The sequence below is a fragment of the Allobosea sp. GW821-FHT10B12 genome (assembly GCF_059415545.1).
Genome location: NZ_JBWKNL010000017.1, coordinates 29168 through 53745, shown reverse-complemented (window position 1 = coordinate 53745; position 24578 = coordinate 29168). Strand labels below are relative to the sequence as shown.

Here is a 24578-nt window from a genome sequence, read left to right as displayed (position 1 = left end):
GTGCCGATCGCGATGGAAGAGAAGCTCCGCTTCGCCATCCGCGAAGGCGGACGCACCGTCGGCGCCGGCGTCGTCGCAACCATCATCGAGTAAGCAGGCTGATCTGAGGGCGGGAGCCCTTCGGGGCTTTCGCCTTTTCACGTCACGGAGATAACAGGACCATGAACGGTCAGAATATCCGGATCCGCCTCAAGGCGTTCGACCATCGTATCCTCGATGCGTCGACGCGCGAGATCGTCTCGACGGCGAAGCGCACCGGCGCCCAGGTTCGCGGCCCGATTCCGCTGCCGACCCTGATCGAGAAGTTCACCGTCAACCGCTCGCCGCACATCGACAAGAAGTCGCGCGAGCAGTTCGAGATGCGGACCCACAAGCGGGTTCTCGATATCGTCGACCCGACCCCGCAGACGGTCGACGCCCTCATGAAGCTCGATCTCGCCGCCGGCGTCGACGTCGAAATCAAGCTTTAAGTGGTCGATGGTCCGAGCGACGAACCGGTACCCACTTCGTCTGACCATCGACTGATCCATCATCGGGTCCTCTGTTTCCGGGTAATCCGGATGGACATGACCCCAAGGGAAGGTATGCACCGATGCGTTCCGGTGTGATTGCACAGAAAGTCGGGATGACCCGCATCTTCACCGATGCCGGCGAGCATATCCCGGTCACCGTGCTGAAGCTCGACAACTGCCAGGTCGTCGCGCATCGCACGATCGAGAAGAACGGCTATGTCGCCGTGCAGCTCGGGTCGGGCTTGGCCAAGGTCAAGAACGTCTCGAAGGCGCAGCGCGGCCACTTCGCCGTCGCCAAGGTCGAGCCGAAGCAGAAGATCGTCGAGTTCCGCGTCAGCGACGACGCGTTGATTCCGGTCGGCGCCGAGCTGACCGCCGACCACTTCGTCGTCGGCCAGTTCGTCGACGTCTCCGGCACGACCACCGGCAAGGGCTTCGCCGGCGGCATGAAGCGCTGGAACTTCGGCGGTCTGCGCGCCACGCACGGTGTCTCGATCTCGCATCGTTCGATCGGTTCGACCGGTGGCCGTCAGGACCCGGGCAAGACCTTCAAGAACAAGAAGATGCCGGGCCATCTCGGTGCCGAGCGCGTCACCACGCAGAACCTGCGCGTCGTCCAGACGGACGCCGAGCGCGGCCTGATCCTGGTCGAGGGCGCCGTCCCCGGCGTCGCCGGCGGCTGGATCCACGTCCGTGACGCGGTCAAGCGCACGCTGCCGAAGGACGCCCCGCTGCCGGGCAAGTTCAAGGTTTCCGGCGAGAGCAAGGCCGAAACTGTCGAGGCTCCTGCGGCCCAGGCTGAGGAGAACGTGTGATGAAACTCGATATCGTCACTCTTGAAGGCGGCAAGGCCGGCTCGCTCGAGCTGTCCGATGCGATCTTCGGCCTCGAGCCGCGCGCCGATCTGCTCGCCCGCATGGTGCGCTACCAGCTCGCCAAGCGCCGCGCCGGCACGCACAAGTCGAAGGGCCGTTCGGAAGTCGACCGGACCCGCAAGAAGATCTACAAGCAGAAGGGCACCGGCGGCGCTCGCCACGGCGCGGCTTCCGCTCCGCAGTTCCGCGGCGGCGGCAAGGCCTTCGGCCCGGTGGTGCGTGACCATGCTCACGAGCTGCCGAAGAAGGTGAAGGCCCTGGCCCTGCGCCATGCGCTTTCGTCGAAGGCCAAGGATGCCGGCCTGATCATCATCGACGACGCGAAGCTCGCGGAGCCGAAGACGAAGATCCTGCTCGGTCATTTCGGCAAGCTCGACCTGTCGAGCGCGCTGGTGATCGGCGGCGCCGAGATCGATGTGAACTTCGGCCTGGCGGCGCGTTCGATCCCGAACGTCGACGTCCTGCCGGTCCAGGGCATCAACGTCTATGACATCCTGCGTCGCGACAAGCTCGTGCTGACGCGCTCGGCTGTCGACGCGCTGGAGGCGCGCTTCAAATGAGCCAGTCCAAGAACCTCGATCCGCGGCACTACGACGTCATCGTCGGGCCCGTGATCACCGAGAAGGCGACCATGCTCTCCGAGCACAACAAGGTCGTCTTCAAGGTCGCCAAGACCGCGACCAAGCCGCAGATCAAGGCGGCCGTCGAGAAGCTGTTCGACGTCAAGGTGGTGAGCGTCAACACGCTCGTCACCGAGGGCAAGGTCAAGGTCTTCCGCGGCCGTCTCGGCCAGCGCTCTGACGTCAAGAAGGCGGTCGTGACCCTCGAAGAGGGCCACTCCATCGACGTCACCACGGGCCTCTGAGAAGGATCGTCATCATGGCTTTGAAAAGTTTCAAGCCGATCACGCCGAGCCTTCGCCAGCTCGTGATCGTCGACCGCAGCGAGCTCTACAAGGGCAAGCCGGTCAAGGCGCTGACCGAGGGCAAGTCGTCCTCGGGCGGCCGCAACAACCTCGGCCGCATCACCGTCCGCTTCCGCGGCGGTGGCCACAAGCGCACGCTGCGCCTGATCGATTTCAAGCGTCGCGGCAAGGCCGGTATCCCGGCGACCGTGGAGCGGATCGAGTATGATCCGAACCGCACCGCCTTCATCGCCCTGATCAAGTATCAGGACGGCGAGCTCTCCTACATCCTGGCGCCGCAGCGCCTGGCCGTGGGCGACACCGTCGTCGCCGGCGACAGCGTCGACGTGAAGCCCGGCAACGCCGCCCCGATGGGCTCGCTGCCGATCGGCACGATCGTCCACAATGTCGAGCTCAAGATCGGCAAGGGCGGGGCGCTGGCGCGCTCGGCGGGCAACTACGCCCAGATCGTCGGCCGTGACCAGGGCTACGTCATCGTCCGCCTGAACTCGGGCGAGCAGCGCCTGATCAGCGGCCTGTGCTATGCTACCGTGGGCGCGGTCTCGAACCCCGACCACATGAACATCAACATCGGCAAGGCCGGCCGCAATCGCTGGCTGGGCAAGCGTCCGCACAATCGCGGCGTGTCGATGAACCCGGTCGACCACCCGCACGGCGGCGGCGAAGGCCGCACCTCGGGCGGCCGTCATCCGGTCACGCCCTGGGGTCTGCCGACCAAGGGCAAGAAGACCCGCTCGAACAAGCGGACCGATACGTTCATCGTGTCGAGCCGTCACGCCCGCAAGAAGAAGAACTGAGGTCCGTCATGGCGCGTTCGCTTTGGAAAGGTCCGTTCGTCGACGGATACCTCCTGAAGAAGGCCGAGGTCGCCCGTTCGGCGAGCCGGTCGGAAGTCATCAAGATCTGGAGCCGCCGCTCCACGATCCTCCCGCAGTTCGTCGGTCTGACGTTCGGCGTCTACAACGGCCACAAGCATGTGCCGGTGAACGTCTCCGAGGAGATGGTGGGCCACAAGTTCGGCGAGTTCTCGCCGACGCGCACCTTCCCCGGCCACGCTGCCGACAAGAAGGCGAAGAGGAAGTAAGCCATGGGTAAGCCCTCCGCCCCCCGTGCGCTGCCCGAGAACGAGGCCAAGGCGGTGGCGCGCAACCTGCGCGTCTCCCCGCAGAAGCTGAACCTTCTCGCCCAGCTCATCCGCGGCAAGAAGGTCTCGACCGCGCTCGCCGACCTCGAGTTCTCGCGCAAGCGGATCTCGACCGATGTGCGCAAGTGCCTGCAGAGCGCGATCGCCAACGCCGAGAACAATCATGATCTCGACGTCGACGATCTGGTCGTCTCGCAGGCCTTCGTCGGCAAGGCGCTTGTCATGAAGCGCTTCCATGCCCGCGCCCGCGGCCGTGGCGCCCGCATCATGAAGCCCTTCGCCAACATCACGATCGTGGTGCGCGAAGTTCAGGCTGCGAAGGCCTGAGGAGAGAACGATGGGTCAGAAAATCAATCCGATCGGCCTTCGTCTCGGCATCAACCGGACCTGGGATTCGCGCTGGTTCGCCAACAAGGGCGAGTACGGCAAGCTGCTGCATGAGGACATGGCGATCCGCGCCGCCCTGATGAAGCTGCTGAAGCAGGCTGCCGTCTCGAAGATCATCATCGAGCGTCCGCACAAGAAGTGCCGCGTCACCATCCACTCGGCTCGTCCGGGCGTGGTGATCGGCAAGAAGGGCGCCGACATCGAGAAGCTGCGCAAGACGGTCTCGAAGCTGACGAACGCCGACGTGACGATCAACATCGTCGAGGTGCGCAAGCCCGAGATCGACGCGACCCTGGTCGCCGACTCGATCGCTCAGCAGCTCGAGCGCCGCGTCGCCTTCCGTCGCGCCATGAAGCGCGCCGTGCAGTCGGCGATGCGTCTCGGCGCCGAGGGCATCCGCATCAACTGCTCGGGCCGTCTGGGCGGCGCGGAAATCGCGCGCCTCGAATGGTACCGTGAGGGCCGCGTGCCGCTGCATACGCTGCGCGCCGACGTCGATTACGGCGTCGCCACTGCCTTCACGACCTACGGCACGTGCGGGATCAAGGTCTGGATCTTCAAGGGCGAGATCCTCGAACACGACCCGATGGCCCAGGACAAGCGCCTCTCGGACGAGGGCGGCCGCTCGGGTGGTGAGCGTCGCGAACGTCGCGAGCAGGCTGCGTAAGGCTGATCGAGAAGAGCCATGCTGCAACCAAAGCGCACTAAGTTCCGTAAGCAGTTCAAGGGACGCATTTCCGGCGTCGCCAAGGGCGGTACGGACCTCAACTTCGGCCAGTTCGGCCTGAAGGCCCAGGAGCCGGAGCGCGTCACGGCCCGCCAGATCGAGGCGGCCCGTCGTGCCATCACCCGCGCCATGAAGCGCGCGGGTCGAGTCTGGATCCGGATCTTCCCGGACGTGCCGGTCTCGAAGAAGCCGACCGAAGTCCGCATGGGTAAGGGCAAGGGTTCGCCCGAGTTCTGGGCGGCCAAGGTCAAGCCGGGCCGGATCATGTTCGAGCTCGACGGCGTCCCGGAGGATATCGCCCGCGAGGCGCTCCGTCTCGGCGCCGCCAAGCTGCCGATCAAGACCCGCTTCATCCAGCGCATCGCCGAGTAAGGAGGGCGAGATGAAATCGACTCAACGCCTGTCCGATCTCAAAGTGATGAGCGCGGACCAGCTCCAGGACGAGCTTCTCAAGCTCAAGAAGGAGCAGTTCAACCTGCGTTTCCAGCGCGCCACCGGTCAGCTCGAGAATACCGCTCGGGTCACCTTGGTGCGCAAGGAGATCGCCCGCATCAAGACACTGCAGCGGTCGAAGACCGCGGCAGTGAGCGCCTGAGGAGTAGGGGACCATGCCGAAGCGCGTGCTGCAGGGCGTCGTCGTCAGCGACAAGCAAAACAAAACTGTTGTGGTCAAGGTCGAGCGGCGTTATACGCACCCGCTCCTCAAGAAGACGGTGCGCCGTTCGAAGAACTATCACGCCCATGACGAGGCGGGGTCGTTCAAGGTCGGTGACTCGGTTTGGATCGAGGAGTCGAAGCCCATTTCCAAGCTGAAAAGCTGGGTTGTGCTCGAAAACGCCCCCAAGGCGTAAGCGAAATCATTGAGGCCAGGGGGCGATCGACCCCCGTCAGTCGTAGTCCGGGCTCAGGCATAACGCCTTTGTCCGGAAACCGCGCTGATACACAGATGGAAGGATCAAGGCCATGATCCAGGTGCAGACCAATCTCGAGGTCGCCGACAATTCCGGCGCCCGCCGCGTGATGTGCATCAAGGTTCTCGGCGGCTCGAAGCGGCGCTATGCCCGCATCGGCGATATTATCGTGGTTTCCATCAAGGAAGCCATTCCGCGCGGCCGCGTGAAGAAGGGCGACGTCATGAAGGCGATCGTCGTGCGCACCGCCAAGGACATCAAGCGTCCTGACGGTTCGGTGATCCGCTTCGACCGCAATGCGGCCGTGCTGATCAACAACCAGAAGGAGCCGGTGGGCACCCGTATCTTCGGACCGGTTCCGCGCGAGCTGCGCGCCAAGAACCACATGAAGATCATTTCGCTCGCTCCCGAGGTGCTGTGATGGCTGCGAAGATCAAGAAGGGCGACAAGGTCGTCGTGCTCGCCGGCCGCGACAAAGGCAAGAACGGCGAAGTGCTCCAGGTCCTGCCGAAGGACGCCCGCGCCGTCGTGCGCGGCGTGAACCTGGTGAAGAAGCACACCAAGGCTACCGCCCAGTCCGAGGGCGGCATCATCAGCAAGGAAGCCACGATCGACCTGTCGAACCTGGCCGTCGCCGATCCGAAGGACGGCAAGCCGACCCGCGTCGGCTTCAAGGTGCTCGATGACGGCCGCAAGGTCCGTTTCGCCAAGCGTTCGGGAGATCTGATCGATGGCTGATACCCAGCAGGCGGCTCTCTCGCCGCGTTTGAAGAAGCATTACGAGGACGTCGTTCGTCCCGCGATGATCGCCGAGTTCGGCTACAAGAACGTCATGGAAGTGCCGACCCTCGAGAAGGTCGTCATCAACATGGGCGTTGGCGAAGCGACTGCCGACCGCAAGAAGGTCGACAACGCCGCCGGCGACCTTGCCATGATCGCCGGCCAGAAGCCGGTCATCACCAAGTCCCGCCTCGCCATCGCCGGCTTCAAGCTGCGCGAGAACATGGCGGTGGGCTGCAAGGTCACGCTGCGCAAGACCAAGATGTTCGAGTTCGTCGACCGGCTCGTCACCATTGCTCTTCCGCGGGTGCGCGACTTCCGTGGCCTCAACCCGAAGTCGTTCGACGGGCGCGGCAATTTCGCGCTCGGGATCAAGGAGCACATCGTGTTCCCCGAGATCAACTACGACAAGGTCGACCAGGTCTGGGGTATGGACGTGATCGTCTGCACGACTGCGAAGTCGGATGACGAGGCTCGCGCCCTGCTCAAGCACTTCAACTTCCCGTTCCGGCAGTGAGCCTTCGGGCTCATACGCGGAAACCAGGAGATATCGATGGCTAAGAAGAGCTCCGTCGAGAAGAACAACCACCGCAAGGCGCTCGTGAAGAAATTCGCGGGCCGCCGGGCGCGCCTTCTCGCGATCGCCAATGACGAGAACCAGTCGATGGACGAGCGTTTCCTCGCTCGCCTGAAGCTGGCCGAACTGCCGCGCAATTCCGCCGGCATCCGCGTGCGCAACCGTTGCGAAGTCACCGGCCGCCCGCGCGCGTTCTATCGCAAGCTGAAGATGTCGCGCGTTGCTCTGCGCGAGCTCGGCAACAAGGGGCTGGTTCCCGGCCTCGTCAAGTCGAGCTGGTGAGGAGGTAGCACCATGGCGATCATCGATCCGCTTGGCGATATGCTGACCCGCATCCGCAATGCGCAGATGCGGCGCAAGTCGCGCGTTTCCACCCCGGGCTCGAAGCTGCGCGCCCGCGTGCTCGACGTGCTGCAGTCGGAAGGCTACATCCGCGGCTATTCGACCACCGAGTTCGGCAACGGCCGTACCGAGTTCGACATCGAGCTGAAGTACCACGAGGGACAGCCGGTCATCCGGTCGATCTCGCGCGTGTCGAAGCCCGGCCGTCGCGTCTACTCCTCGGTCGAGACCATGCCGCGCGTGGCCGACGGCCTCGGCGTCACCATCGTCTCCACGCCCCGTGGCGTGATGTCCGATCATCTTGCCCGCGAGCAGAACGTGGGCGGCGAAGTGCTCTGCAAGGTCTTCTGACCTTTCAGGCCGCTGCTCAGGAGAGATCCAATGTCTCGTATCGGTAAGAAGCCCGTTTCGGTCCCCGCTGGCGTCACCGCCAACGTTTCGGGCCAGCTGGTCAAGGTCAAGGGCGCGAAGGGCGAACTGTCCTTCGTGGTTCCCGAGGAGGTCTCGGTCGCCCTGGAGAACGGCGCCATCGCCGTCCAGCCGCGGTCGCAGACCAAGCGCGCCCGCGCGCTCTGGGGCACCTCGCGCGCCCGCATCAACAACCTGGTCGTCGGCACGACGGCCGGATTCGAGAAGAAGCTCGAGATCAACGGCGTCGGCTACAAGGCCGCGGTCGCCGGCAAGGTCCTGAAGCTCTCGCTCGGCTACAGCCACGACATCGACTACGAAATCCCGGCCGGGGTGACGATCACGACGCCGAAGCCGACGGAAATCGTCGTCGTCGGCATCGACAAGCAGGTCGTCGGCCAGACCGCCGCCGAGATCCGCGACTATCGCGGTCCCGAGCCCTACAAGGGCAAGGGCGTCAAGTACGCCGGCGAATTCATCTTCCGCAAGGAAGGCAAGAAGAAGTAAGGACGCGAGCCATGAGCAAGCAGACAGTTGCGACTGCGCGCCGCAAGGCCCGCGTCCGCCGCGCGATCAAGGCAGTGGCCAATGGCCGCGCCCGCCTGTCGGTGCACCGCACCGGCAAGCAGATCTATGCGCAGGTCATCGACGACACGAAGGGGCTGACGCTCGCTTCGGCCTCGTCGATGGACAAGGATATCCGTGCCGAGATCAAGTCGGGCGCGAATGTCGAGGCCGCGGCGCAGATCGGCAAGATCCTTGCCGAGCGCGCCATCAAGGCCGGCGTCAAGGAGGTCGTGTTCGACCGTGGCGCCTACATGTACCATGGCCGCGTCAAGGCGTTGGCCGAGGCCGCTCGCGAAGGCGGGCTGAGCTTCTGACTGGTTGAAGACCGCGGGATGCGGGAGGCCCCAACGGCTTCCCGCATATCGCATTTGGAAAGCCGCTCCATTCCGGAGCGCTCGAGCGAGCGGCGGGCCATGATCGGCACCGTCCGCGCAAGTAAGAGGAAGACATGGCGAGAGAACCTCGTGACCGCGATCGCGAAGAGCGCGATTCGGAATTCGTGGACCGGCTGGTCCACATCAACCGCGTCGCCAAGGTGGTGAAGGGCGGCCGTCGCTTCGGCTTTGCTGCCCTCGTCGTCGTCGGTGACCAGAAGGGCCGCGTCGGCTTCGGCCACGGCAAGGCCCGTGAAGTTCCCGAGGCGATCCGCAAGGCGACGGAAGCCGCCAAGCGTGGTCTCGTCCGCATTCCGCTGCGCGAAGGCCGCACGCTGCACCACGACGTCCAGGGCCGTCACGGCGCCGGCAAGGTCGTGCTGCGCGCTGCCCCGGCCGGTACCGGCATCATCGCCGGCGGCCCGATGCGCGCCGTCTTCGAGGCGGTCGGCATGCAGGACGTGGTTTCGAAGTCGCTCGGCTCGTCGAACCCGTACAACCTCGTGCGCGCCACCTTCGATGCGCTGAAGAACGAGGATTCGCCGCGCAGCGTCGCTGCGCGTCGCTCGCTCAAGGTTTCGGCCCTGCAGACCCGCCGCCGCGATGCTGGCGCGGATGCCGGCGCGGACGCGTGAGGAGGGTTCGATGGCAAAGGCTGAGAAGACCTTCACCGTCGAGCAGATCGGTTCGCCGATCCGCCGCGACGCCTCGCAGCGCCAGACCCTGATCGGTCTCGGCCTGAACAAGATCCGCCGCCAATCGACCCTGCAGGACACGCCGGCTGCGCGTGGCATGGTCGAGAAGGTCAAGCACCTCGTCCGCGTCGTCGACGCGAAGTGAGGAGGGGCGAACATGAAACTCACAGACATTCGTGACAACGAAGGCGCGACCAAGTCGCGCATCCGCGTCGGCCGCGGCATCGGCTCCGGCAAAGGCAAGACCGGCGGACGTGGCGTCAAGGGCCAGAAGGCTCGCGCCGGCGTCGCGGTCAAGGGCTTCGAAGGCGGCCAGATGCCGCTCTATCGGCGCCTGCCGAAGCGCGGCTTCCACAACCTGTTCGCCAAGGATCTGAACGAGGTCAACCTCGGTCGCATCCAGCAGGCAGTCGAAGCCGGCAAGCTCGATGCCAAGGGTGCCGTGACGATCGAGGCGCTGGTCGCCGCCGGCGTCATCACCCGGCAGGCCAAGGACGGCGTCAAGATCCTCGGCGTCGGCGAGCTCAAGGCGAAGCTCGCCTTCGAGGTGGCCGGTGCGTCGAAGTCGGCCGTCGAGGCGATCGAGAAGGCTGGCGGCACGGTCAAGATCCTGGCGGCTGCCGCTTCACAGGCGTGACTTCCACGCTTACATGACTAACGCGAGCGGCGGCCGGGCCCGAAGCCTTGGCCGCCGTTCGACTGTCTAGACCAGATTACACCCAAGGACCGGACGCATGGCATCGGCGGCTGAACAGCTTGCGGCAAACCTGAACTTCGGCGCGCTGGCCAAGGCCGACGAGCTGAAGAAGCGGATCTGGTTCACGCTGGGGGCGCTGATCGTCTACCGGCTCGGCACCTATATCCCGCTGCCGGGCATGAACCCCGACGCGGTCGCCGATCTGTTCAAGCAGACCCAGTCGGGCGTGCTCGGCCTGTTCAACATGTTCTCCGGCGGTGCGGTCGGCCGGCTCGCGATCTTCGCGCTGGCGATCATGCCGTACATCTCGGCCTCGATCATCATCCAGCTGCTGTCCAGCGTCGTCCCGACTTTCGAGGCGCTGAAGAAGGAAGGCGAGGCGGGCCGCAAGATCCTCAACCAGTACACGCGCTACCTGACGCTGGTCTTGGCGGTGTTCCAGGCCTGGGGCATCGGCGTGGGTCTTCAAGGCTCGGGCAATCTCGTGCTCGAACCCGGGCCGTTCTTCCTGATCTCGACCACGATCACCCTGGTCGGCGGCACGATGTTCCTGCTCTGGCTCGGTGAGCAGATCACCAGCCGCGGCATCGGCAACGGCACCTCGATGATCATCTTCGCCGGCATCATCGCCGAGTTCCCGGCACAGTTGGCGCAGACGCTCGAGCTCGGCCGCCAGGGCGCGATCTCGACCGGCCTCCTGCTGCTGGTGCTGGTCATGGCGGTCTGTGTCATCGCCTTCGTCGTCTTCGTCGAGCGCGCCCAGCGCCGCCTGCTGATCAACTACCCGAAGCGCCAGGTCGGCAACCGCATGTATGAGGGCCAGACCTCGTTCCTGCCGCTGAAGCTCAACACCGCCGGCGTGATCCCGCCGATCTTCGCCTCCTCGCTGCTGCTGCTGCCGACCACGATCGCCAGCTTCTCGCAGGCTTCCGGCGGCACCGGCATCCTGTCGACGCTCGCGACCTATCTGGCCCATGGCCGGCCGCTGTTCATGATCCTCTATGCGGCGCTGATCATCTTCTTCTGCTTCTTCTACACCGCGATCGTGTTCAATCCGGTCGAGACGGCGGACAACCTCAAGAAGCATGGCGGCTTCATGCCGGGCATCCGCCCGGGCGAGCGCACCGCCGAGCATATCGACCGGGTGCTGACCCGCATCACCGTGCTCGGCGCCGCCTATTTGACTATCGTCTGCTTGATCCCCGAGTTCATGATCACCTATGCCCAGATTCCGATCATCCTGCTCGGCGGCACCTCGCTGCTGATCGTGGTGACGACGACGATGGACACTGTCGCTCAGGTCCATGGTCATCTCCTGGCCCACCAGTATGAGGGCCTGGTCAAGAAGGCGAAGTTGAGGGGGGCAAGGCGCTGATGAGGCTGATTTTCCTGGGGCCGCCAGGGGCGGGGAAGGGCACTCAGGCGACGCGGATCGTCGCGAAGCACGGCATTCCGCAACTCTCGACCGGCGACATGCTGCGCGCGGCGGTGGCCGCCGGCACCCCGGTCGGTCTCAAGGCGAAGGCGGTGATGGATGCCGGTGGGCTGGTCTCGGACGAGATCGTCATTGGCATCGTCGCCGACCGCATCGAAGAAGCCGATGCGAAGAAGGGCTTCATCCTCGACGGCTTCCCGCGCACCCTGGCACAGGCCGAGGCACTCGACGCCATGCTCGCCGGCAAGGGGCTGAAGCTCGACAAGGTGCTGGAGCTCAGGGTCGACCAGAGCAAGCTCGTCGACCGGATCGTGCGCCGCGCTGAAGAAGCCAAGGCCGCTGGCCAGCCGGTCCGCAAGGACGACGACCCGGAGGTCTTCAAGACCCGGCTCGAGGCCTATAACCGCGATACAGCGATCGTCGCGCCCTATTACGAGAAGCGCGGCCAGCTGACGCCGATCGACGGCATGCAGCCGATCGATCATGTCTCGACCGCAATCGAGCAGGCGCTGACGGGCTGAGAGCCCGGCCCAATCCGAATTCAGAGGCCGCGCGGTTCTCGCCGCGCGGCTTTTTCTTGCGATGGAGCAGGCCCATGCCCAACGGCAACGACGACTACGTCTATGACGAAGCGACCGGTGAGTGGCGCCCGGCCTCGGAGCTGGCGACGGCTGCGGCTCAGAAGTCCGAGGTCCGCGATGCCTCCGGCAACATCCTCGCCGATGGCGACGCGGTGACGCTGATCAAGGACCTCAAGGTCAAAGGCGCCAACCAGACCCTGAAGCAGGGCACGGTGATCCGCTCGATCCGGCTGACGGACAATCCCGAGGAGATCGACTGCCGGCACGAGAGCATCAAGGGGCTGGTGCTGCGCACGGAGTTCGTGCGCAAGCGCTGAGACCTGCTGAAGCGCAGCCGCTCTCGCAACGCCCGAAGCCGACATTCCAAACCTGCCGAGTTGTGGCATGCTGCGGCCTGGAAGAGCGGGCGGGCTGGCCGTGCAGGTCGATCCTTCGGATGTCCATCAGACGCTCGAATACCGGCTGGACGCGGAGTTCGCGAGCTGGCTGCCGATCGGCTTGCTGACCCTGTTCTGCGGCCTCTTCATTTTCGCCGTGAAAATTCCCGACTGGCCGCCTCCCGGCGAGACCTTCGGCGCCTCGGCGGCGATCCTCGTCGGCATCGGCCTTTCGGCCTTCGCGCTCCGGCGTCGCTTCCGCCGCGGCAAGCCGGTCTATGTGCTGTCGCCGGATGGCGTGCACATATGCTGGTCGTCATCGCGCAAGGAGAGCTTCATCCCCTGGCGCGAGGTCAAGGGCATCGACACGATCGACATCGTGGTCTGGCACTGGCTGGCGCGCAATCCGCGGAACCTGCACTATAACGACGTCACCGTGGTCCTGGTCTCCAAGCAGTTCTACCAGGCGAACCTGCATATCAAGTCGCTGTTCCAGCGCGGACCCTACTGGCACCAGACCGCCTTCATCGCGAAGGGCGACATGGTGCAATGCGCGCTGCATGCGGAATTCGTCGGCGTCGAGCCGCAGCAGCTTCGTGCTGCGGTCGAGGTGCGCTGGCGGGCGTTCGGCGGAGAGCCCCACCGGCCGAAGCCGAGCGTGCCGGTCGTCTATGCCGCGCGCTGGCCGGATGGAACTGAGGCGACGGCCGTGCCCGGCCGGAAAGTGGTCGCGGCGGGAGGAACGCCGCGACCGATCTCGGCATGGGAGGCGATCAAGATCGTGCTGCCGCTGATCGGGATCGTCGTGGCTGGCAGCAACCTGCTCGGAATCTGGTCCACGGACGCGCAGATCGTTGCCCTGGCCAAGAAGCGCGAATGGCAGGAATGGAATGCGCGCTATGAGCGGGAGCGGCGCGAGCTCGACGAGAAGCTGCAAAGGCAGCGCGAGGAGATCGATGAGGCCCTGCGGCGCGCTTTCATAAGGCACTACTGATCAGCCCCCGGTGCGCTTTTGCGCCAGCGCAGGCGCGATTTCGCGCCCCGCTCCTGCAATTGACACATCCTCTCCCCGAAACTGAACTTCCGGCAGGCCCAAGACGGCCAAGACATGGCGGCGGTAGCCGATGGCTGGTGGCATGCGCCATCGCCGGCTGACCGACCGGCCAGTGATCGGGAGGACAGCATGAAACGGGTTGCGTGCCTTGTGGCGGCCGCGCTGCTGGCGACCGCATCGACCGCGCAGGCGCAGGATGCGGTCAAGATCGGCATCCTCAACGACCAGTCGGGCAATTATGCCGAGTTCGGCGGGCTCGGCTCGGTCGAGGCGGCGAAGCTGGCGATCGAGGATTTCGGTGGCTCGGTGCTCGGCAAGCCGATCGAGATCGTTGCTGGCGACCACCAGAACAAGCCTGATATCGCCGCCGGCCTGGCGCGGCGCTGGTACGATGTCGACGGCGTCACCGCCATCGCCGACCTGACCAATTCGGCGGTGGCACTCGCAGTCGCGGGCATCGCCAAGGAGAAGCAGAAGGTCGCGCTCTACAATGGCCCGGCGACGACGCGGCTGTTCAACGAGGACTGCTCGCCGACCGGCTTCATGTGGACCTTCGACACGGCGACCTCGGCCAAGGGCACGGCGCTGTCGATCCTGCGCGAGGGCGGCGACAGCTGGTACATCATCGCCGCCGACTACGCCTTCGGCCATCAGCTCACCGCCGATATCGAATCGATCGTCGCGGCCAACAAGGGCAAGACGCTGGGCGCGGTGCGCGCGCCGCTCTCGACGCCGGACTTCTCCTCCTTCCTGCTGCAGGCGCAGGCCTCGAAGGCCAAGATCGTCGCCTTCGCCAATGCCGGCACCGACACGATCAACTCGATCAAGCAGGCCGGCGAGTTCGGCCTCGTCGACAGCGGCCAGAAGCTCGCCGCCATGGTCGTGGTGCTGAGCGACGTGCACGGGCTCGGCCTCGACAAGGCCAAGGGCCTGATTACCACCGCCGCCTATTATCACGACGCCGACAAGCCGAGCCGCGCCTTCGCCGACCGCTACATGGCGCGAACCAAGAAGATGCCGGGCATGATCCAGGCCAGCGTCTATTCCTCGGTGCTGCACTATCTCAAGGCGGTGAAGGCGGCCGGTACGGCGGCGGGGCCTGCAGTCGCGGCCAAGATGAAGGAGCTGCCGGTCGATGATTTCTACGCGCCCGGCGCGAAGATCCGCGAGGACGGCCGCCTGCTGAACGACATGCTGCTGGTCGAGGCCAAGGCTCCGTCCGAATCCAAGGCGGCCTGGGACTACTTCAAGGTGGTCCGCAGGATCCCGGCGGCCGAGATCATCGCGCCGCTCTCGGAGAGCAAGTGCCCAGTGGTCAAGAAGTGACGCAGGCCCGGTTGGGCGTCTCCCGGCTTGACAGGGGGCGCCCGACCGACTAACAGCCGGCCATCCGGTTTCAGATGAGCGATGCCGATGCCTTCGCAAGAAGGGTCGACGTCGCGTTCTCGCGTGGACTGGGTTCAATGCTCCGCAGGGGCCGGCCTCCACCGGACGCGGAGTTCTTGTCATTGTCGTGGCGCTCCGCGTCGCGGCCGCAATGGAGAGGTGAAGAACATGGCTCGTATCGCGGGCGTCAACATTCCGACCGGCAAGCGCGTCGTCATCGGTCTGCAGTACATTCACGGCATCGGCGCCCACAAGGCCCAGGAGATCTGCGAGAAGGTCGGCATCGCCGCCGAGCGCCGGGTCAACCAGCTGACCGACGCCGAAGTGCTGCAGATCCGCGAGACGATCGACCGCGACTATCTCGTCGAGGGCGATCTGCGTCGCGAAGTCTCGATGAACATCAAGCGCCTGATGGACCTCGGCTGCTATCGCGGCCTGCGTCATCGCCGCTCGCTGCCGGTGCGCGGCCAGCGTACCCACACCAACGCCCGCACCCGCAAGGGCAAGGCGAAGCCGATCGCCGGCAAGAAGAAGTGAGTTTCGGCGGGCCGGACAACCGGCCCGCTGCACTGTTTTGCGTCGCCTGACCTGCTCGCGGGCAGGCGACATCCCCAGCGCCTGGCATCACGGGCGCGCCTGAAGGATGGAAGAAAGAGACTATGGCCAAGGAAGCCCAACGCGTCCGTCGTCGCGAACGCAAGAACATCGTTTCCGGCGTCGCGCATGTGAACGCCTCGTTCAACAACACCATGATCACCATCACCGACGCACAGGGCAACACGATCTCGTGGTCGTCCGCCGGCACGATGGGTTTCAAGGGCTCGCGCAAGTCGACCCCCTATGCCGCTCAGGTCGCCGCCGAGGACGCCGCCCGCAAGGCTGCCGAGCACGGCATGCGCACCCTCGAGGTCGAGGTCACCGGTCCGGGTTCGGGCCGCGAGTCGGCGCTGCGCGCGCTGCAGGCCGCCGGCTTCACCGTCACCTCGATCCGCGACGTGACGCCGATCCCGCACAATGGCTGCCGGCCGCGCAAGCGTCGCCGCGTCTGAGCCTTAGCCGGATCGAAGCGGCGTCCGCAGGGGCGGACGCCGGTACGGGGCGGCCCGCCGCCGCCATTATTGAATCACCAGGAGTGCGGTCGTGATCAGCAAGAATTGGCAGGATCTGTCCAAGCCTAACAAGCTCGAAGTCAAGGTCGGCGACGACCCGAAGCGTCAGGCCACCGTGATCGCGCGTCCGCTCGAGCGCGGCTTCGGCATGACCCTCGGCAACGCGCTGCGCCGCGTGCTGCTCTCCTCGCTCCAGGGCGCTGCCGTCACCGCCGTCCAGATCGACGGCGTGCTGCATGAATTCTCCTCGATCCCGGGCGTGCGCGAGGACGTCACCGACATCGTCCTGAACATCAAGGCGATCGCCATCAAGATGCAGGGCGAGGGTCCCAAGCGCATGACCCTGCGCAAGACCGGTCCTGGCGCCGTTACCGCCGGCGACATCAACACCATCGGCGATGTCTCGATCCTCAATCCCGAGCTCGTGCTCTGCACGCTCGACGACGGGGCCGAGATCCGCATGGAGTTCACGGTCAACACCGGCAAGGGCTACGTCCCCTCCGAGCAGAACCGTCCCGAGGACGCGCCGATCGGCCTGATCCCGGTCGACAGCCTCTACTCGCCGGTCAAGAAGGTCTCCTATCGCGTCGAGAACACCCGCGAGGGCCAGAACCTCGACCGCGACATGCTGACCATGCAGATCGAGACCAACGGCTCGGTTTCGCCCGAGGACGCGCTGGCGCTCGCCGCCCGCATCCTGCAGGATCAGCTCGCCGTCTTCATCACCTTCGAAGAGCCGCGCAAGGAAGAGGCCGTCTCGACCGCGCCGCAGCTGCCGTTCAACCCGGCCCTGCTCAAGAAGGTCGACGAGCTCGAACTGTCGGTCCGTTCGGCGAACTGCCTGAAGAACGACAACATCGTCTATATCGGCGACCTCATCCAGAAGTCCGAGGGCGAGATGCTGCGCACCCCGAACTTCGGCCGCAAGTCGCTGAACGAGATCAAGGAAGTGCTCGCCACCATGGGCCTCCATCTCGGCATGGACGTGCAGGGCTGGCCGCCGGAGAACATCGAAGAGCTGGCGAAGCGCTTCGAAGAGCACTACTGAGACCCTGGCGCGGGGATACCTCCCGCGCCATTCCCCGCCCGGCGTGACATCACTCCGGAGCATAAAGGACGGCCGTTCCGTGGCACGGCGGCCGTAAGCAACGAAGGAGCCAAACATGCGTCACGGATTTCGCGGTCGCCGTTTCAACCGCACGGCCGAGCATCGCCAGGCGATGTTCGCCAACATGGCCCAGGCCCTGATCAAGCACGAGCAGATCACCACCACGCTGCCGAAGGCCAAGGACCTACGTCCGGTCGTCGAGAAGCTGGTGACCCTCGGCAAGCGCGGCGACCTGCACGCCCGCCGCCAGGCGATCGCGCAGATCAAGGACGTCGCCCTGGTCGGCAAGCTCTTCGCCGTGCTGGGCCCGCGCTACAAGGAGCGCAATGGCGGCTATCTGCGCATCATGAAGGCCGGCTTCCGCTTCGGCGACAACGCCCCGCTCGCCGTGATCGAGTTCGTCGACCGCGACGTCGAGGCCAAGGGCAAGGATTCCGGCCCGGTCTTCACGGCGGATGACGAGCAGGCGGCCTGAGCCTCATCGGCATCGAGCATTTCGAAAGGGCGGTCTTCGGGCCGCCCTTTTTCTTTGTCCGCTCTCCTGACTTGCCGAGGTTTTGAGGGATATACGCAATACGCGTGGATTCGAGCCTGGATATCCCGATGCGAGCAAGCCGCTTTGCCGCCTATGTCGATGCCGCTCGCAATGGGAAGAGTGCGCTGTGGCGCATCCTTCTCGCGGTCGCGATCATCGCGGTCATCTGGGCCGTCGTATCGCTTGTCTTCGTTTATGCCTCCGCTGTCTTGATTCTGGTCCGCGACGGGATCTGGCCGGGGAGCTTCGGCGGCGTCTTCGAGCTCATCGATCTGGCGGACCTGACCGGTGACCCGATCTGGCCCTTCGTCATGCTGCTCTCGATCGCGCCGCTATGGTTCGCCGTCTGGCTGGCCGTTAAGGTCGCCCATAGGCGGCCGTTGCGTGGGCTGTTCGGGGTCGAGGGGCGCTTATACTGGTCAGATTTTGCCAGGAGCGCGCTCGTCACATTGGTCGTCGGCTTCGTGACCGCGCCGATCGCCCTTCTCATCGATCCGACCATCGTCCGCGGCAGTGTCAGCCTGTCCAGCTGGCTGGCGATGGCGCCTCTGCTGCTCGTCAGCCTGTTCCTGCAAACCTCGGCCGAGGAGGTTGTCTTTCGCGGGTATCTCCACCAGGCGCTGGCGGCACGCTTCGCGACGCCGCTGATCTGGCTCGCCGTGCCGACGGTGCTGTTCACAGCAATGCACTGGCAAAGCGGAGCTTCGACGGCAATGAACCTGGCCGGTCTGTTCGTCATCCTCGGCTTCTCGCTGAGCATGACCTGCCTACTCATGGCGAGCGGCAATCTGGCGGCGGCGATGGGCGCGCATCTCGCCAATAATATCGGTGCCGTCATGCTGTTCTCGTACCAACCGGACCTGGGCAGCGCCGCGTTGTTCATGGGGCGCTCGATCCTCGACCCGGGCTGGACGCCGACGCAGGCGGTCATGTTCGCCCTGTACGGCGTTCTGGTCGTGGCGGTGACGCAACTCCTGCTCTTGGACCGCGCCTCGCCGGTGCGGCTGCGATCATTGTCGTAGCGGCGCAGGGCGGCGGCCACGATTGCTACGGGAGATTGTTGCGCCCGCTCGCGCTTTTCGCTGCGTCAGGCCGATGCTAGCGTCGCCTCGAACCGGGCAGGGCGCTGCAACGCCAATGGGAAACAAGCCCGGCAACGAGGGGAATTCTCGCATGAAGCGCGCTGCTCTGACCATGCTCGCCGCCATCGCCGTCCTGCCGGCCGAGGCCCAGGACAAGTATCCGTCGAAGCCGATCAACATGCTGGTGCCGTTCGCGGCCGGCGGCTCCTCCGATGTGATCGCGCGGCTCGTCGGCGAGGAGATGGCCCAGGTGCTCGGCCAGCGCATCGTGATGGAGAACATGGGCGGAGCGGGCGGCGCCACCGCGCTGACCCGGGCGGCCCGCGCCGAGCCCGACGGCTACACCATTGTGATCGGCAACAGCGGCACCAACGCCGCCTCCTACACGATCTACAACGACCTGAAATACACCCCGGCCGATTTCGTGCCGATCGGCCTGGTCGCCAAGACCTCGCCGATGATCGCGCTGAAACTCGACTTTCCGGCCAAGGACCTCAAGGAATTCCTCGATTACGCTAAGAAGAACCCCGGCAAGCTCAGCCTCGGCCATGCCGGCGTCGGTTCGTCGAACTATCTGATCTGCCGCAACTTCCTGAAGGCGTCGGGGCTCGACGTGGCGCTGGTGAGCTATCGCGGCGCGGGCCCGGCGCTGAACGATCTGATGGGCGGGCAGATCGACGGCGTCTGCGATGCCGCGACCTCGCTCTCCGGGGCGGTCCAGGGAAACAAGGTCAAGGCGCTGGTGGTGGCGACGCCGCAGCGCCTGCCGAGCCTGCCCGACGTGCCGACCGCGGCCGAGGCCGGGCTGCCGGCCTTCCAGGCCCAGGGCTGGAACGCGATCTTCGCGCCGAAGGGCACGCCGCAGCCGGTGATCGACCGCCTGAACCAGGCGCTGCGTACCGCGCTTTCCAGCGAGAAGCTGCATGCGCGCTTCAAGGAGCTCTCCTCGGTATTGCCCGAGAAGGAGGAGATGTCGCCGGAGTTCGTCGCCAAGATGGTCCCGGCCGAGATCGAGAAGTACAAGGTGCTGCTCAGCGACAGCAAGTAGGCCTCAAGCCTGCGCGCTGGCGAGCTCGCCGGCGAGATCGAGCAGCACGTCCAGCGGCTGCTCGAAGATCTCGGCCTCCGGCGAGACGCCGTAGAGCCCGAAGATGAACTGGGTCGTCTCATTGTGCTCGGCGAAGGCCATCGCCCAGCCGGTGAACTTTCGTTGCGCGATGGCATCCTGCGCCAGCAGGCGCAGCTCGCCATGGCGTGGATCGACCATGATCCGGCCATAGGTTTCCGCGATAGAGCCGGCCTCGCCTTCGAGGACCTGGGCGAATCCGCCCGGCGTCGCCATCAGGAACCCCGTGACATGCCGCTCGGCATTGAGCCGTCGCGCCGTCTCGAGAATGCGCGCGAGCTCGACGCGTCGATCCGCCTCGACGAGTCGGCTGCGGCTGGCATAAACAAGGCGCACGAGGTTCACGTCGATGGTCCTTTCCAGAGCGGGGTGGGGTGCTTCGCGGCCCGGAACGGAAACGCGCAGTGCGTGTTTCCGAGACTGTCCGGGATGTTGCCGCGGATGGATGGTTCAGGAATTGAACGTCCAAGGCAGTCGTTTTGTTTCAAGAAGGAGATCGGCATGCGCCGTTCCATCATGCCGAACCGCTATCAGTTCGTCGCCCTGAGCCTCGGCCTTGCGCTGTCGATAGGGACGTCGACGCTGGCTCTCGCCCAGACCCGGCAAGTCCCCGAGGCGCGCCAGCAGATCAGCCTGTCCTTCGCGCCCGTCGTGCAGAAGACGGCGCCCTCGGTCGTCAACGTCTATGGCGCGCGCGTCGAGCGGCGGCCGCAGAATCCGTTCATGGACGATCCGTTCTTCCGCCGCTTCTTCGGCGATGGCGGCTTCGGCTTGCCGCGCGAGCAGGTGCAGCGCTCGCTCGGCTCGGGCGTGATCGTCGATGCGACCGGCCTCGTCGTCACCAACAACCACGTCATCCAGAACATGACCGAGGTGAAGGTGGCGCTGGCCGACAAGCGCGAATACGAGGCCGAGATCGTGCTGCGCGATCCGCGCACCGACCTCGCCGTGCTCAAGGTCAAGGGCGCCAAGGACCTCGCCGCGATCGAGGTCGGCGATTCCGACACGCTGCAGATCGGCGATCTCGTGCTGGCGATCGGCAATCCCTTCGGCGTCGGCCAGACGGTGACGCAGGGCATCATCTCGGCGCTGGCGCGCACCCAGGTCGGCGTCGGCGACGCCCAGTCCTTCATCCAGACCGACGCGGCGATCAATCCCGGCAATTCCGGCGGGGCGCTGGTCGACATGCAGGGGCGCCTCACCGGCATCAACACCGCGATCTTCTCGCGCTCGGGCGGCAGCCACGGCATCGGCTTTGCGATCCCCTCCGCCATGGTCCGCGTCGTCATCGAGAGCGCCAAGTCCGGCGCCAAGCTGGTGCGCCGGCCCTGGTTCGGGGCACGGCTGCAGGCGCTGACCCAGGACGTCGCCGATGGGCTCGGGCTCGACCGGCCGGCCGGTTCGGTCGTCGCCAGCGTGGTCGATTCGGGGCCGGCGGCGGAAGGCGGCCTCAAGCGCTCCGACGTGATCCTCGCGGTCGACGGCGTCGGTGTCGACGACCCCGAGAGCTTCGGCTACCGCTTCGCCACGCGCCCGATCGGCGGCACGACGCAGCTCACCGTGCTGCGCGGCGGCAAGCGCATCACGGTGCCGGTCAAGCTCACCCCGGCGCCGGAAACCCGCCCGCGCGAGCCGGTCAAGGTCGCCGGCCGCTCGCCTTTTACGGGCCTGACCGTGCTGAACCTCTCGCCGGCCGTTGCCGAGGAGCTCTCGATCGACCCGTCGACCGAGGGCGTCGTCGTCGGCGAGATCGAGGACAACAGCGCCGCTGCCCGCGTCGGCTTCCAGAAGGGCGACCTGATCCTCGCCATCAATGGCGAGCGCATCACTGCCTCGCGCGAGATCGAGCTGGCGACGCGCGAACGCAAGCGCTCCTGGGAGGTGACGATCTCGCGCAATGGCCAGACCGTGACTTCGACCTTCGGCGGGTGAGGTGAGCGATCTCTTCTCCGCCTCCGGCCTCGACAAATCCGGCCCACGCCCGCTCGCCGACCGGGTGCGGCCGACGACGCTCGGCGAGGTCGCCGGCCAGGACCACCTGACCGGCGAAGACGGCGTGCTGACCCGGCTGATCGCCTCGGGCTCGCTCGGCAGCCTGATCTTCTGGGGGCCGCCCGGCACCGGCAAGACCACCGTTGCGCGTCTGCTGGCTGGCGCGACCGATCTCGGTTTCGAGCAGATCAGTGCGATCTTCTCGGGCGTCGCTGATCTGAAGAAAGTCTTCGACGCCGCCCGCGGCCGCCGTCTCGGGGGTAGGGGCACCTTGCTGTTCGTCGACGAGATCCACCGCTTCAACCGGGCCCAGCAGGACGCCTTCCTGCCGGTGATGGAGGACGGCACGATCACCCTGGTCGGCGCCACCACCGAAAACCCGTCCTTTGCCCTCAACGCGGCGCTGCTCTCGCGGGCTCGCGTTCTGACCTTCAAGGCGCTCGACGAGGGCGCGCTGCTCTTCATGCTGGGCCGGGCCGAGGCGCTGGAGAACCGCGAATTGCCATTGACGCCGGAGGCGCGCCTCGCGCTGGCGCGTTTCGCCGATGGCGACGGGCGGGCGGTGCTGACGCTCGCCGAGGAGACCTGGCGCGCCGCCAAGCCGGGCGAGATCTTCGATGAGGCGGGTCTCAGCGAGGTGATCCAGCGCCGTGCGCCGATCTACGACAAGGCGCAGGACGGCCACTACAATCTGATCTCGGCCCTGCACAAGACGATCCGCGGCTCCGACCCGGATGCGGCGCTCTACTATTTCGCTCGCATGCTCGATGCCGGCGAGGATCCGCGCTTTCTGGCGCGGCGGCTGGTGCGCATGGCGGTCGAGGATATCGGCCTCGCCGACCCGCAGGCGCTGGTGCATGCCCGTGCCGCGGCCGAGACCTATGAGCAGCTCGGCTCGCCCGAGGGCGAGCTCGCTCTGGCCAACACGGTGATCTATCTCGCCACCGCGCCGAAATCGAACGCGGCCTATGTCGCCTACAAGGCGGCGATGCGCACCGCCAAGGAGGCGGGATCGCTGACGCCGCCCAAGACCATCCTGAATGCGCCGACCAAGCTGATGAAGAGCGAGGGCTACGGCGCCGACTACGCCTATGACCACGACGCGCCCGACGCCTTTTCCGGCCAGAACTACTGGCCCGACGCGCTCGGCCGCCAGCGCTTTTACGACCCGCCCGAGCGCGGCTTCGAGCGCGAGATCAGGAAGCGGCTGGAGTATTGGGAGAAGCTGAGAGCGGACAGGGGGGAGTGAGATTTTCTGCTTCTTCAGGTTGCCTTCTTCGCTTCAAGGCACTCCATCGTCATTCCGGCCGCAGAGAAGCGGAGCGCCGGAAACCATCTTAGAGCACCAGAGCCGTACGATGGATTCGGAAGCTGCGCCACTACGCGGCTTGTCCGGAATGACGCTGGGCCGCTAGGGCAGACGCTCGCTTGCAATCATTGGCAGCCTTACCGACAGTGGGCGCCGGGCGAGGGCGGCAGGCTTGACGACGGTGGAGAGCGGGATTGATTTGCGCTCGCATGAGGATGTTGAGCGCTTCCTGAGCGGTAAGCCGCGCGAATGGGCTGAGATGCTGGCGGCGCGGGCGGTGCTGCGGGTCGTGCCTCTGCTAGCGCCAATCTTGCTACCGAGACCAGGGGAATTGTACGACACCGAACCCTCCTACATAGTTCTTCCCTTGTTGCGAGCCACGACGCTGCCGTGGCTCGCGGCTCGTGTGCCGAGCGACGGCCGGGCGCTCAGAGTTGCCGCCGGCTACTTCCGTTCCAATGCTGACGTCGCCGCCTCGGTCGCTGCTCGTGCCGCTACCGCCGCCTTCGCCGTTGAGGCCGTCAAGGCCGCTGCCGACTATGTCGATGTCGCCGACGTTGCCGCCTCCGCTGCCACCGCCTCCGTCCGTGCCACCACTGCTGCCGCCCACGTCGCCTCTGCCCGGGCAGCCTCTGCCGCCAATGATGCGCTATCTCACGATGCACAGCATTTGATGGAAGGCGGGCCAACGGCTCTCACGGGGCTGCCACTCTGGATGGAAGGCAGCGTCCCGCCGAGAATCGGTGATGCCTGGACCGATTTTGTCCGCTTGGCAGCCCGTCTGGACGGTGCGCAAGATTGGCGCATCGTTTGGCTCGACTGGTACGAGGCGGTGCGCGACGGCCGCCCGCCTTGGGGCCTGCCGCGCGAAGCGGGCGAGCACATCCTGGTCGAGGCGATGCTCTGGTCACAGGCGGACTGGGACAAGGGTGCGCAGCATATCAATCCGCGCATCCGGACGCTGATCGAGGCGGAGCGGGGGAAGCTGCCTACCGAACACGAACTTGTTGAGCGCAAAGCTAAGCCAAGAGGGCGTAGCAAAAAGTCGGCGGCTGAGGCTGTAGAGCACGAGAAGCGGCGACCGAAAACCAGGGTTGGCGCCTCCGCTTTGGAACGCAGCCCCGAACTGCTTTCTCTCTGCACTGGGCTAACCTTGCTGATCGATCAGCGTCTTTCGGAGTTGCACCAGAGCCGGCCGAACTCAGAAGATGCTGTCTTCGAGCGGGACCGCGATATCGCGCAATTGGAGGATATGCGCCGGCAGGTCGCCGATCTCGCTCAACAGATCGCACGTTTCAAACAGTCTGCTATCGACGAAGAGCGTTTGGTCAAGAGCACGAACCGTTTCCGTGATGGCATTGCGGCGTGGTGGGAGAGAGATCGTGATGCGATCTGCGGCAGCACGGCGCGCGCGGGGTTGCTGTGCCTGTCCTTCGGTATCCTGCAAACGCTCGGCGTATCGGTGTCTGGCCATGTGGCGACTGCTGCTGCAGCTATCGTCGTCGGCGGCAAGCCAATTGCTGAAGCGTTGAAATCTATGAAGTCGATCCTGAAGGGGTAGGG

General features: G+C 65.6%; 37 protein-coding genes. 36 read left to right on the top strand and 1 reads right to left on the bottom strand.

Annotation, left to right across the window (positions count from 1 at the left end; all coding sequences use genetic code 11):
* The 33 genes from AC07O0_RS29930 to AC07O0_RS29770 all read left to right on the top strand — a co-directional run.
* Window positions 1–93: EF-Tu C-terminal domain-related protein (locus AC07O0_RS29930; RefSeq protein ID WP_494628441.1), on the top strand; the 93-nt coding region annotated here is incomplete at its 5' end.
* Window positions 94–161: 68 nt separating this feature from the next.
* Window positions 162–470 (top strand): 30S ribosomal protein S10, encoded by a 309-nt coding sequence (gene rpsJ, locus AC07O0_RS29925; protein WP_043237115.1) that lies wholly within the window; start codon window positions 162–164, stop codon window positions 468–470.
* Window positions 471–592: 122 nt separating this feature from the next.
* Window positions 593–1327 (top strand): 50S ribosomal protein L3, encoded by a 735-nt coding sequence (gene rplC / locus AC07O0_RS29920; RefSeq protein ID WP_346359045.1) that lies wholly within the window; start codon window positions 593–595, stop codon window positions 1325–1327.
* Entirely contained in the window at window positions 1327–1947 is a 621-nt protein-coding gene (gene rplD / locus AC07O0_RS29915; RefSeq protein ID WP_137881201.1) for a 50S ribosomal protein L4, read from the top strand. The genes rplC and rplD overlap by 1 nt, the downstream gene beginning before the upstream one ends.
* On the top strand, window positions 1944–2252 hold the full coding sequence (locus AC07O0_RS29910; protein ID WP_092159641.1) for a 50S ribosomal protein L23: 309 nt from the start codon (window positions 1944–1946) through the stop codon (window positions 2250–2252). Before rplD ends, AC07O0_RS29910 begins: the two co-directional genes overlap by 4 nt.
* Before the next feature lie 14 nt (window positions 2253–2266).
* Window positions 2267–3109, top strand: a complete 843-nt coding sequence (rplB, locus tag AC07O0_RS29905) for a 50S ribosomal protein L2 (RefSeq protein WP_454023939.1) — start codon at window positions 2267–2269, stop codon at window positions 3107–3109.
* Between the two features lie 8 nt (window positions 3110–3117).
* Window positions 3118–3396, top strand: coding sequence for a 30S ribosomal protein S19 (gene rpsS, locus AC07O0_RS29900; RefSeq protein ID WP_091842265.1), 279 nt, complete (start codon window positions 3118–3120; stop codon window positions 3394–3396).
* A 3-nt stretch (window positions 3397–3399) separates the two neighbouring features.
* Entirely contained in the window at window positions 3400–3783 is a 384-nt protein-coding gene (gene rplV, locus AC07O0_RS29895) for a 50S ribosomal protein L22 (protein ID WP_091842262.1), read from the top strand.
* 10 nt (window positions 3784–3793) lie between these two features.
* Entirely contained in the window at window positions 3794–4510 is a 717-nt protein-coding gene (rpsC, locus tag AC07O0_RS29890) for a 30S ribosomal protein S3 (RefSeq protein WP_137881199.1), read from the top strand.
* A gap of 18 nt (window positions 4511–4528) precedes the next feature.
* A complete protein-coding gene (rplP, locus tag AC07O0_RS29885; protein WP_057193262.1) occupies window positions 4529–4942 on the top strand; it encodes a 50S ribosomal protein L16 in 414 nt (137 codons plus the stop codon).
* Window positions 4943–4952: 10 nt separating this feature from the next.
* A complete protein-coding gene (gene rpmC / locus AC07O0_RS29880; RefSeq protein WP_091842257.1) occupies window positions 4953–5165 on the top strand; it encodes a 50S ribosomal protein L29 in 213 nt (70 codons plus the stop codon).
* Window positions 5166–5178: 13 nt separating this feature from the next.
* A complete protein-coding gene (gene rpsQ, locus AC07O0_RS29875) occupies window positions 5179–5421 on the top strand; it encodes a 30S ribosomal protein S17 (protein ID WP_494628434.1) in 243 nt (80 codons plus the stop codon).
* Between the two features lie 112 nt (window positions 5422–5533).
* Window positions 5534–5902: a 50S ribosomal protein L14 gene (gene rplN, locus AC07O0_RS29870; protein ID WP_057193256.1), complete on the top strand. Its 369-nt coding sequence runs from the start codon at window positions 5534–5536 to the stop codon at window positions 5900–5902.
* Window positions 5902–6219: a 50S ribosomal protein L24 gene (gene rplX / locus AC07O0_RS29865; RefSeq protein WP_057193254.1), complete on the top strand. Its 318-nt coding sequence runs from the start codon at window positions 5902–5904 to the stop codon at window positions 6217–6219. The genes rplN and rplX overlap by 1 nt, the downstream gene beginning before the upstream one ends.
* Window positions 6212–6778 carry a 50S ribosomal protein L5 gene (gene rplE, locus AC07O0_RS29860; protein WP_454023936.1) on the top strand — a complete coding sequence of 189 codons (567 nt, stop codon included), beginning with the start codon at window positions 6212–6214 and terminating at the stop codon, window positions 6776–6778. Before rplX ends, rplE begins: the two co-directional genes overlap by 8 nt.
* A gap of 36 nt (window positions 6779–6814) precedes the next feature.
* A complete protein-coding gene (rpsN, locus tag AC07O0_RS29855) occupies window positions 6815–7120 on the top strand; it encodes a 30S ribosomal protein S14 (protein ID WP_092159603.1) in 306 nt (101 codons plus the stop codon).
* 12 nt (window positions 7121–7132) lie between these two features.
* On the top strand, window positions 7133–7531 hold the full coding sequence (rpsH, locus tag AC07O0_RS29850) for a 30S ribosomal protein S8 (protein WP_057193248.1): 399 nt from the start codon (window positions 7133–7135) through the stop codon (window positions 7529–7531).
* Between the two features lie 30 nt (window positions 7532–7561).
* The gene (gene rplF, locus AC07O0_RS29845; RefSeq protein WP_092159599.1) at window positions 7562–8095 is read left to right on the top strand and encodes a 50S ribosomal protein L6; all 534 of its coding nucleotides are present in this window, start codon (window positions 7562–7564) and stop codon (window positions 8093–8095) included.
* An 11-nt stretch (window positions 8096–8106) separates the two neighbouring features.
* Window positions 8107–8469 (top strand): 50S ribosomal protein L18, encoded by a 363-nt coding sequence (gene rplR, locus AC07O0_RS29840; protein ID WP_494628430.1) that lies wholly within the window; start codon window positions 8107–8109, stop codon window positions 8467–8469.
* A 134-nt stretch (window positions 8470–8603) separates the two neighbouring features.
* Window positions 8604–9164: a 30S ribosomal protein S5 gene (gene rpsE / locus AC07O0_RS29835; RefSeq protein WP_092159597.1), complete on the top strand. Its 561-nt coding sequence runs from the start codon at window positions 8604–8606 to the stop codon at window positions 9162–9164.
* A gap of 10 nt (window positions 9165–9174) precedes the next feature.
* Complete coding sequence (gene rpmD, locus AC07O0_RS29830) at window positions 9175–9369, top strand: 50S ribosomal protein L30 (RefSeq protein ID WP_091842304.1); 195 nt, start codon at window positions 9175–9177, stop codon at window positions 9367–9369.
* A 12-nt stretch (window positions 9370–9381) separates the two neighbouring features.
* Window positions 9382–9861 carry a 50S ribosomal protein L15 gene (gene rplO, locus AC07O0_RS29825; protein WP_454023933.1) on the top strand — a complete coding sequence of 160 codons (480 nt, stop codon included), beginning with the start codon at window positions 9382–9384 and terminating at the stop codon, window positions 9859–9861.
* Window positions 9862–9958: 97 nt separating this feature from the next.
* Window positions 9959–11296, top strand: a complete 1338-nt coding sequence (secY, locus tag AC07O0_RS29820; protein WP_494628428.1) for a preprotein translocase subunit SecY — start codon at window positions 9959–9961, stop codon at window positions 11294–11296.
* Window positions 11296–11877: an adenylate kinase gene (locus AC07O0_RS29815; RefSeq protein ID WP_454023931.1), complete on the top strand. Its 582-nt coding sequence runs from the start codon at window positions 11296–11298 to the stop codon at window positions 11875–11877. Before secY ends, AC07O0_RS29815 begins: the two co-directional genes overlap by 1 nt.
* Window positions 11878–11951: 74 nt before the next feature.
* A complete protein-coding gene (locus AC07O0_RS29810; RefSeq protein ID WP_494628426.1) occupies window positions 11952–12254 on the top strand; it encodes an alkylphosphonate utilization protein in 303 nt (100 codons plus the stop codon).
* Window positions 12255–12321: 67 nt separating this feature from the next.
* A complete protein-coding gene (locus tag AC07O0_RS29805; protein ID WP_494628424.1) occupies window positions 12322–13308 on the top strand; it encodes a hypothetical protein in 987 nt (328 codons plus the stop codon).
* Window positions 13309–13497: 189 nt separating this feature from the next.
* A complete protein-coding gene (locus AC07O0_RS29800) occupies window positions 13498–14694 on the top strand; it encodes an ABC transporter substrate-binding protein (protein WP_494628422.1) in 1197 nt (398 codons plus the stop codon).
* 228 nt (window positions 14695–14922) lie between these two features.
* Entirely contained in the window at window positions 14923–15291 is a 369-nt protein-coding gene (rpsM, locus tag AC07O0_RS29795; protein ID WP_137881186.1) for a 30S ribosomal protein S13, read from the top strand.
* A 122-nt stretch (window positions 15292–15413) separates the two neighbouring features.
* A complete protein-coding gene (rpsK, locus tag AC07O0_RS29790) occupies window positions 15414–15803 on the top strand; it encodes a 30S ribosomal protein S11 (protein ID WP_043237079.1) in 390 nt (129 codons plus the stop codon).
* 91 nt (window positions 15804–15894) lie between these two features.
* Window positions 15895–16911, top strand: a complete 1017-nt coding sequence (locus AC07O0_RS29785; RefSeq protein ID WP_152013690.1) for a DNA-directed RNA polymerase subunit alpha — start codon at window positions 15895–15897, stop codon at window positions 16909–16911.
* Between the two features lie 115 nt (window positions 16912–17026).
* On the top strand, window positions 17027–17446 hold the full coding sequence (gene rplQ / locus AC07O0_RS29780) for a 50S ribosomal protein L17 (RefSeq protein WP_454023927.1): 420 nt from the start codon (window positions 17027–17029) through the stop codon (window positions 17444–17446).
* A gap of 128 nt (window positions 17447–17574) precedes the next feature.
* Window positions 17575–18528, top strand: a complete 954-nt coding sequence (locus tag AC07O0_RS29775) for a CPBP family intramembrane glutamic endopeptidase (RefSeq protein WP_494628419.1) — start codon at window positions 17575–17577, stop codon at window positions 18526–18528.
* 151 nt (window positions 18529–18679) lie between these two features.
* Entirely contained in the window at window positions 18680–19636 is a 957-nt protein-coding gene (locus AC07O0_RS29770) for a tripartite tricarboxylate transporter substrate-binding protein (protein ID WP_494628418.1), read from the top strand.
* A 3-nt stretch (window positions 19637–19639) separates the two neighbouring features.
* Here AC07O0_RS29770 and AC07O0_RS29765 read toward each other — a convergent pair whose 3' ends face one another.
* Window positions 19640–20059, bottom strand: coding sequence for a BLUF domain-containing protein (locus AC07O0_RS29765; RefSeq protein WP_494628416.1), 420 nt, complete (start codon window positions 20057–20059; stop codon window positions 19640–19642).
* A gap of 156 nt (window positions 20060–20215) precedes the next feature.
* On the opposite strand from AC07O0_RS29765, the gene AC07O0_RS29760 reads away from it, so the two are divergent.
* The 3 genes from AC07O0_RS29760 to AC07O0_RS29750 all read left to right on the top strand — a co-directional run bounded on the left by AC07O0_RS29760 (window position 20216) and on the right by AC07O0_RS29750 (window position 24576).
* Entirely contained in the window at window positions 20216–21646 is a 1431-nt protein-coding gene (locus AC07O0_RS29760; RefSeq protein WP_494628414.1) for a DegQ family serine endoprotease, read from the top strand.
* Window position 21647: 1 nt separating this feature from the next.
* Window positions 21648–22955: a replication-associated recombination protein A gene (locus AC07O0_RS29755; RefSeq protein WP_494628412.1), complete on the top strand. Its 1308-nt coding sequence runs from the start codon at window positions 21648–21650 to the stop codon at window positions 22953–22955.
* Between the two features lie 232 nt (window positions 22956–23187).
* A complete protein-coding gene (locus AC07O0_RS29750; protein ID WP_494628410.1) occupies window positions 23188–24576 on the top strand; it encodes a hypothetical protein in 1389 nt (462 codons plus the stop codon).
* The last annotated feature ends 2 nt before the right edge of the window (window positions 24577–24578 follow it).

Bases quoted from the DNA above. Each gene is read 5' to 3' on its own strand.
- rplV (WP_091842262.1), top strand. From the start codon at position 3,400: ATGGGTAAGCCCTCCGCCCCCCGTGCGCTGCCCGAGAACGAGGCCAAG.
- AC07O0_RS29810 (WP_494628426.1), top strand. From the start codon at position 11,952: ATGCCCAACGGCAACGACGACTACGTCTATGACGAAGCGACCGGTGAG.
- AC07O0_RS29770 (WP_494628418.1), top strand. From the start codon at position 18,680: ATGAAGCGCGCTGCTCTGACCATGCTCGCCGCCATCGCCGTCCTGCCG.
- rpsC (WP_137881199.1), top strand. From the start codon at position 3,794: ATGGGTCAGAAAATCAATCCGATCGGCCTTCGTCTCGGCATCAACCGG.
- AC07O0_RS29800 (WP_494628422.1), top strand. From the start codon at position 13,498: ATGAAACGGGTTGCGTGCCTTGTGGCGGCCGCGCTGCTGGCGACCGCA.
- rplD (WP_137881201.1), top strand. From the start codon at position 1,327: ATGAAACTCGATATCGTCACTCTTGAAGGCGGCAAGGCCGGCTCGCTC.
- rpsM (WP_137881186.1), top strand. From the start codon at position 14,923: ATGGCTCGTATCGCGGGCGTCAACATTCCGACCGGCAAGCGCGTCGTC.
- secY (WP_494628428.1), top strand. From the start codon at position 9,959: ATGGCATCGGCGGCTGAACAGCTTGCGGCAAACCTGAACTTCGGCGCG.
- rpsJ (WP_043237115.1), top strand. From the start codon at position 162: ATGAACGGTCAGAATATCCGGATCCGCCTCAAGGCGTTCGACCATCGT.
- rpsE (WP_092159597.1), top strand. From the start codon at position 8,604: ATGGCGAGAGAACCTCGTGACCGCGATCGCGAAGAGCGCGATTCGGAA.
- rpsQ (WP_494628434.1), top strand. From the start codon at position 5,179: ATGCCGAAGCGCGTGCTGCAGGGCGTCGTCGTCAGCGACAAGCAAAAC.
- rplB (WP_454023939.1), top strand. From the start codon at position 2,267: ATGGCTTTGAAAAGTTTCAAGCCGATCACGCCGAGCCTTCGCCAGCTC.
- AC07O0_RS29760 (WP_494628414.1), top strand. From the start codon at position 20,216: ATGCGCCGTTCCATCATGCCGAACCGCTATCAGTTCGTCGCCCTGAGC.
- rpsK (WP_043237079.1), top strand. From the start codon at position 15,414: ATGGCCAAGGAAGCCCAACGCGTCCGTCGTCGCGAACGCAAGAACATC.
- rplE (WP_454023936.1), top strand. From the start codon at position 6,212: ATGGCTGATACCCAGCAGGCGGCTCTCTCGCCGCGTTTGAAGAAGCAT.
- rpsN (WP_092159603.1), top strand. From the start codon at position 6,815: ATGGCTAAGAAGAGCTCCGTCGAGAAGAACAACCACCGCAAGGCGCTC.
- rpmC (WP_091842257.1), top strand. From the start codon at position 4,953: ATGAAATCGACTCAACGCCTGTCCGATCTCAAAGTGATGAGCGCGGAC.
- rplC (WP_346359045.1), top strand. From the start codon at position 593: ATGCGTTCCGGTGTGATTGCACAGAAAGTCGGGATGACCCGCATCTTC.
- AC07O0_RS29775 (WP_494628419.1), top strand. From the start codon at position 17,575: ATGCGAGCAAGCCGCTTTGCCGCCTATGTCGATGCCGCTCGCAATGGG.
- rplR (WP_494628430.1), top strand. From the start codon at position 8,107: ATGAGCAAGCAGACAGTTGCGACTGCGCGCCGCAAGGCCCGCGTCCGC.
- AC07O0_RS29815 (WP_454023931.1), top strand. From the start codon at position 11,296: ATGAGGCTGATTTTCCTGGGGCCGCCAGGGGCGGGGAAGGGCACTCAG.
- rplF (WP_092159599.1), top strand. From the start codon at position 7,562: ATGTCTCGTATCGGTAAGAAGCCCGTTTCGGTCCCCGCTGGCGTCACC.
- rpsH (WP_057193248.1), top strand. From the start codon at position 7,133: ATGGCGATCATCGATCCGCTTGGCGATATGCTGACCCGCATCCGCAAT.
- rplO (WP_454023933.1), top strand. From the start codon at position 9,382: ATGAAACTCACAGACATTCGTGACAACGAAGGCGCGACCAAGTCGCGC.
- rplQ (WP_454023927.1), top strand. From the start codon at position 17,027: ATGCGTCACGGATTTCGCGGTCGCCGTTTCAACCGCACGGCCGAGCAT.
- rplX (WP_057193254.1), top strand. From the start codon at position 5,902: ATGGCTGCGAAGATCAAGAAGGGCGACAAGGTCGTCGTGCTCGCCGGC.
- rplN (WP_057193256.1), top strand. From the start codon at position 5,534: ATGATCCAGGTGCAGACCAATCTCGAGGTCGCCGACAATTCCGGCGCC.
- rpmD (WP_091842304.1), top strand. From the start codon at position 9,175: ATGGCAAAGGCTGAGAAGACCTTCACCGTCGAGCAGATCGGTTCGCCG.
- AC07O0_RS29805 (WP_494628424.1), top strand. From the start codon at position 12,322: ATGCTGCGGCCTGGAAGAGCGGGCGGGCTGGCCGTGCAGGTCGATCCT.
- rplP (WP_057193262.1), top strand. From the start codon at position 4,529: ATGCTGCAACCAAAGCGCACTAAGTTCCGTAAGCAGTTCAAGGGACGC.
- AC07O0_RS29910 (WP_092159641.1), top strand. From the start codon at position 1,944: ATGAGCCAGTCCAAGAACCTCGATCCGCGGCACTACGACGTCATCGTC.
- rpsS (WP_091842265.1), top strand. From the start codon at position 3,118: ATGGCGCGTTCGCTTTGGAAAGGTCCGTTCGTCGACGGATACCTCCTG.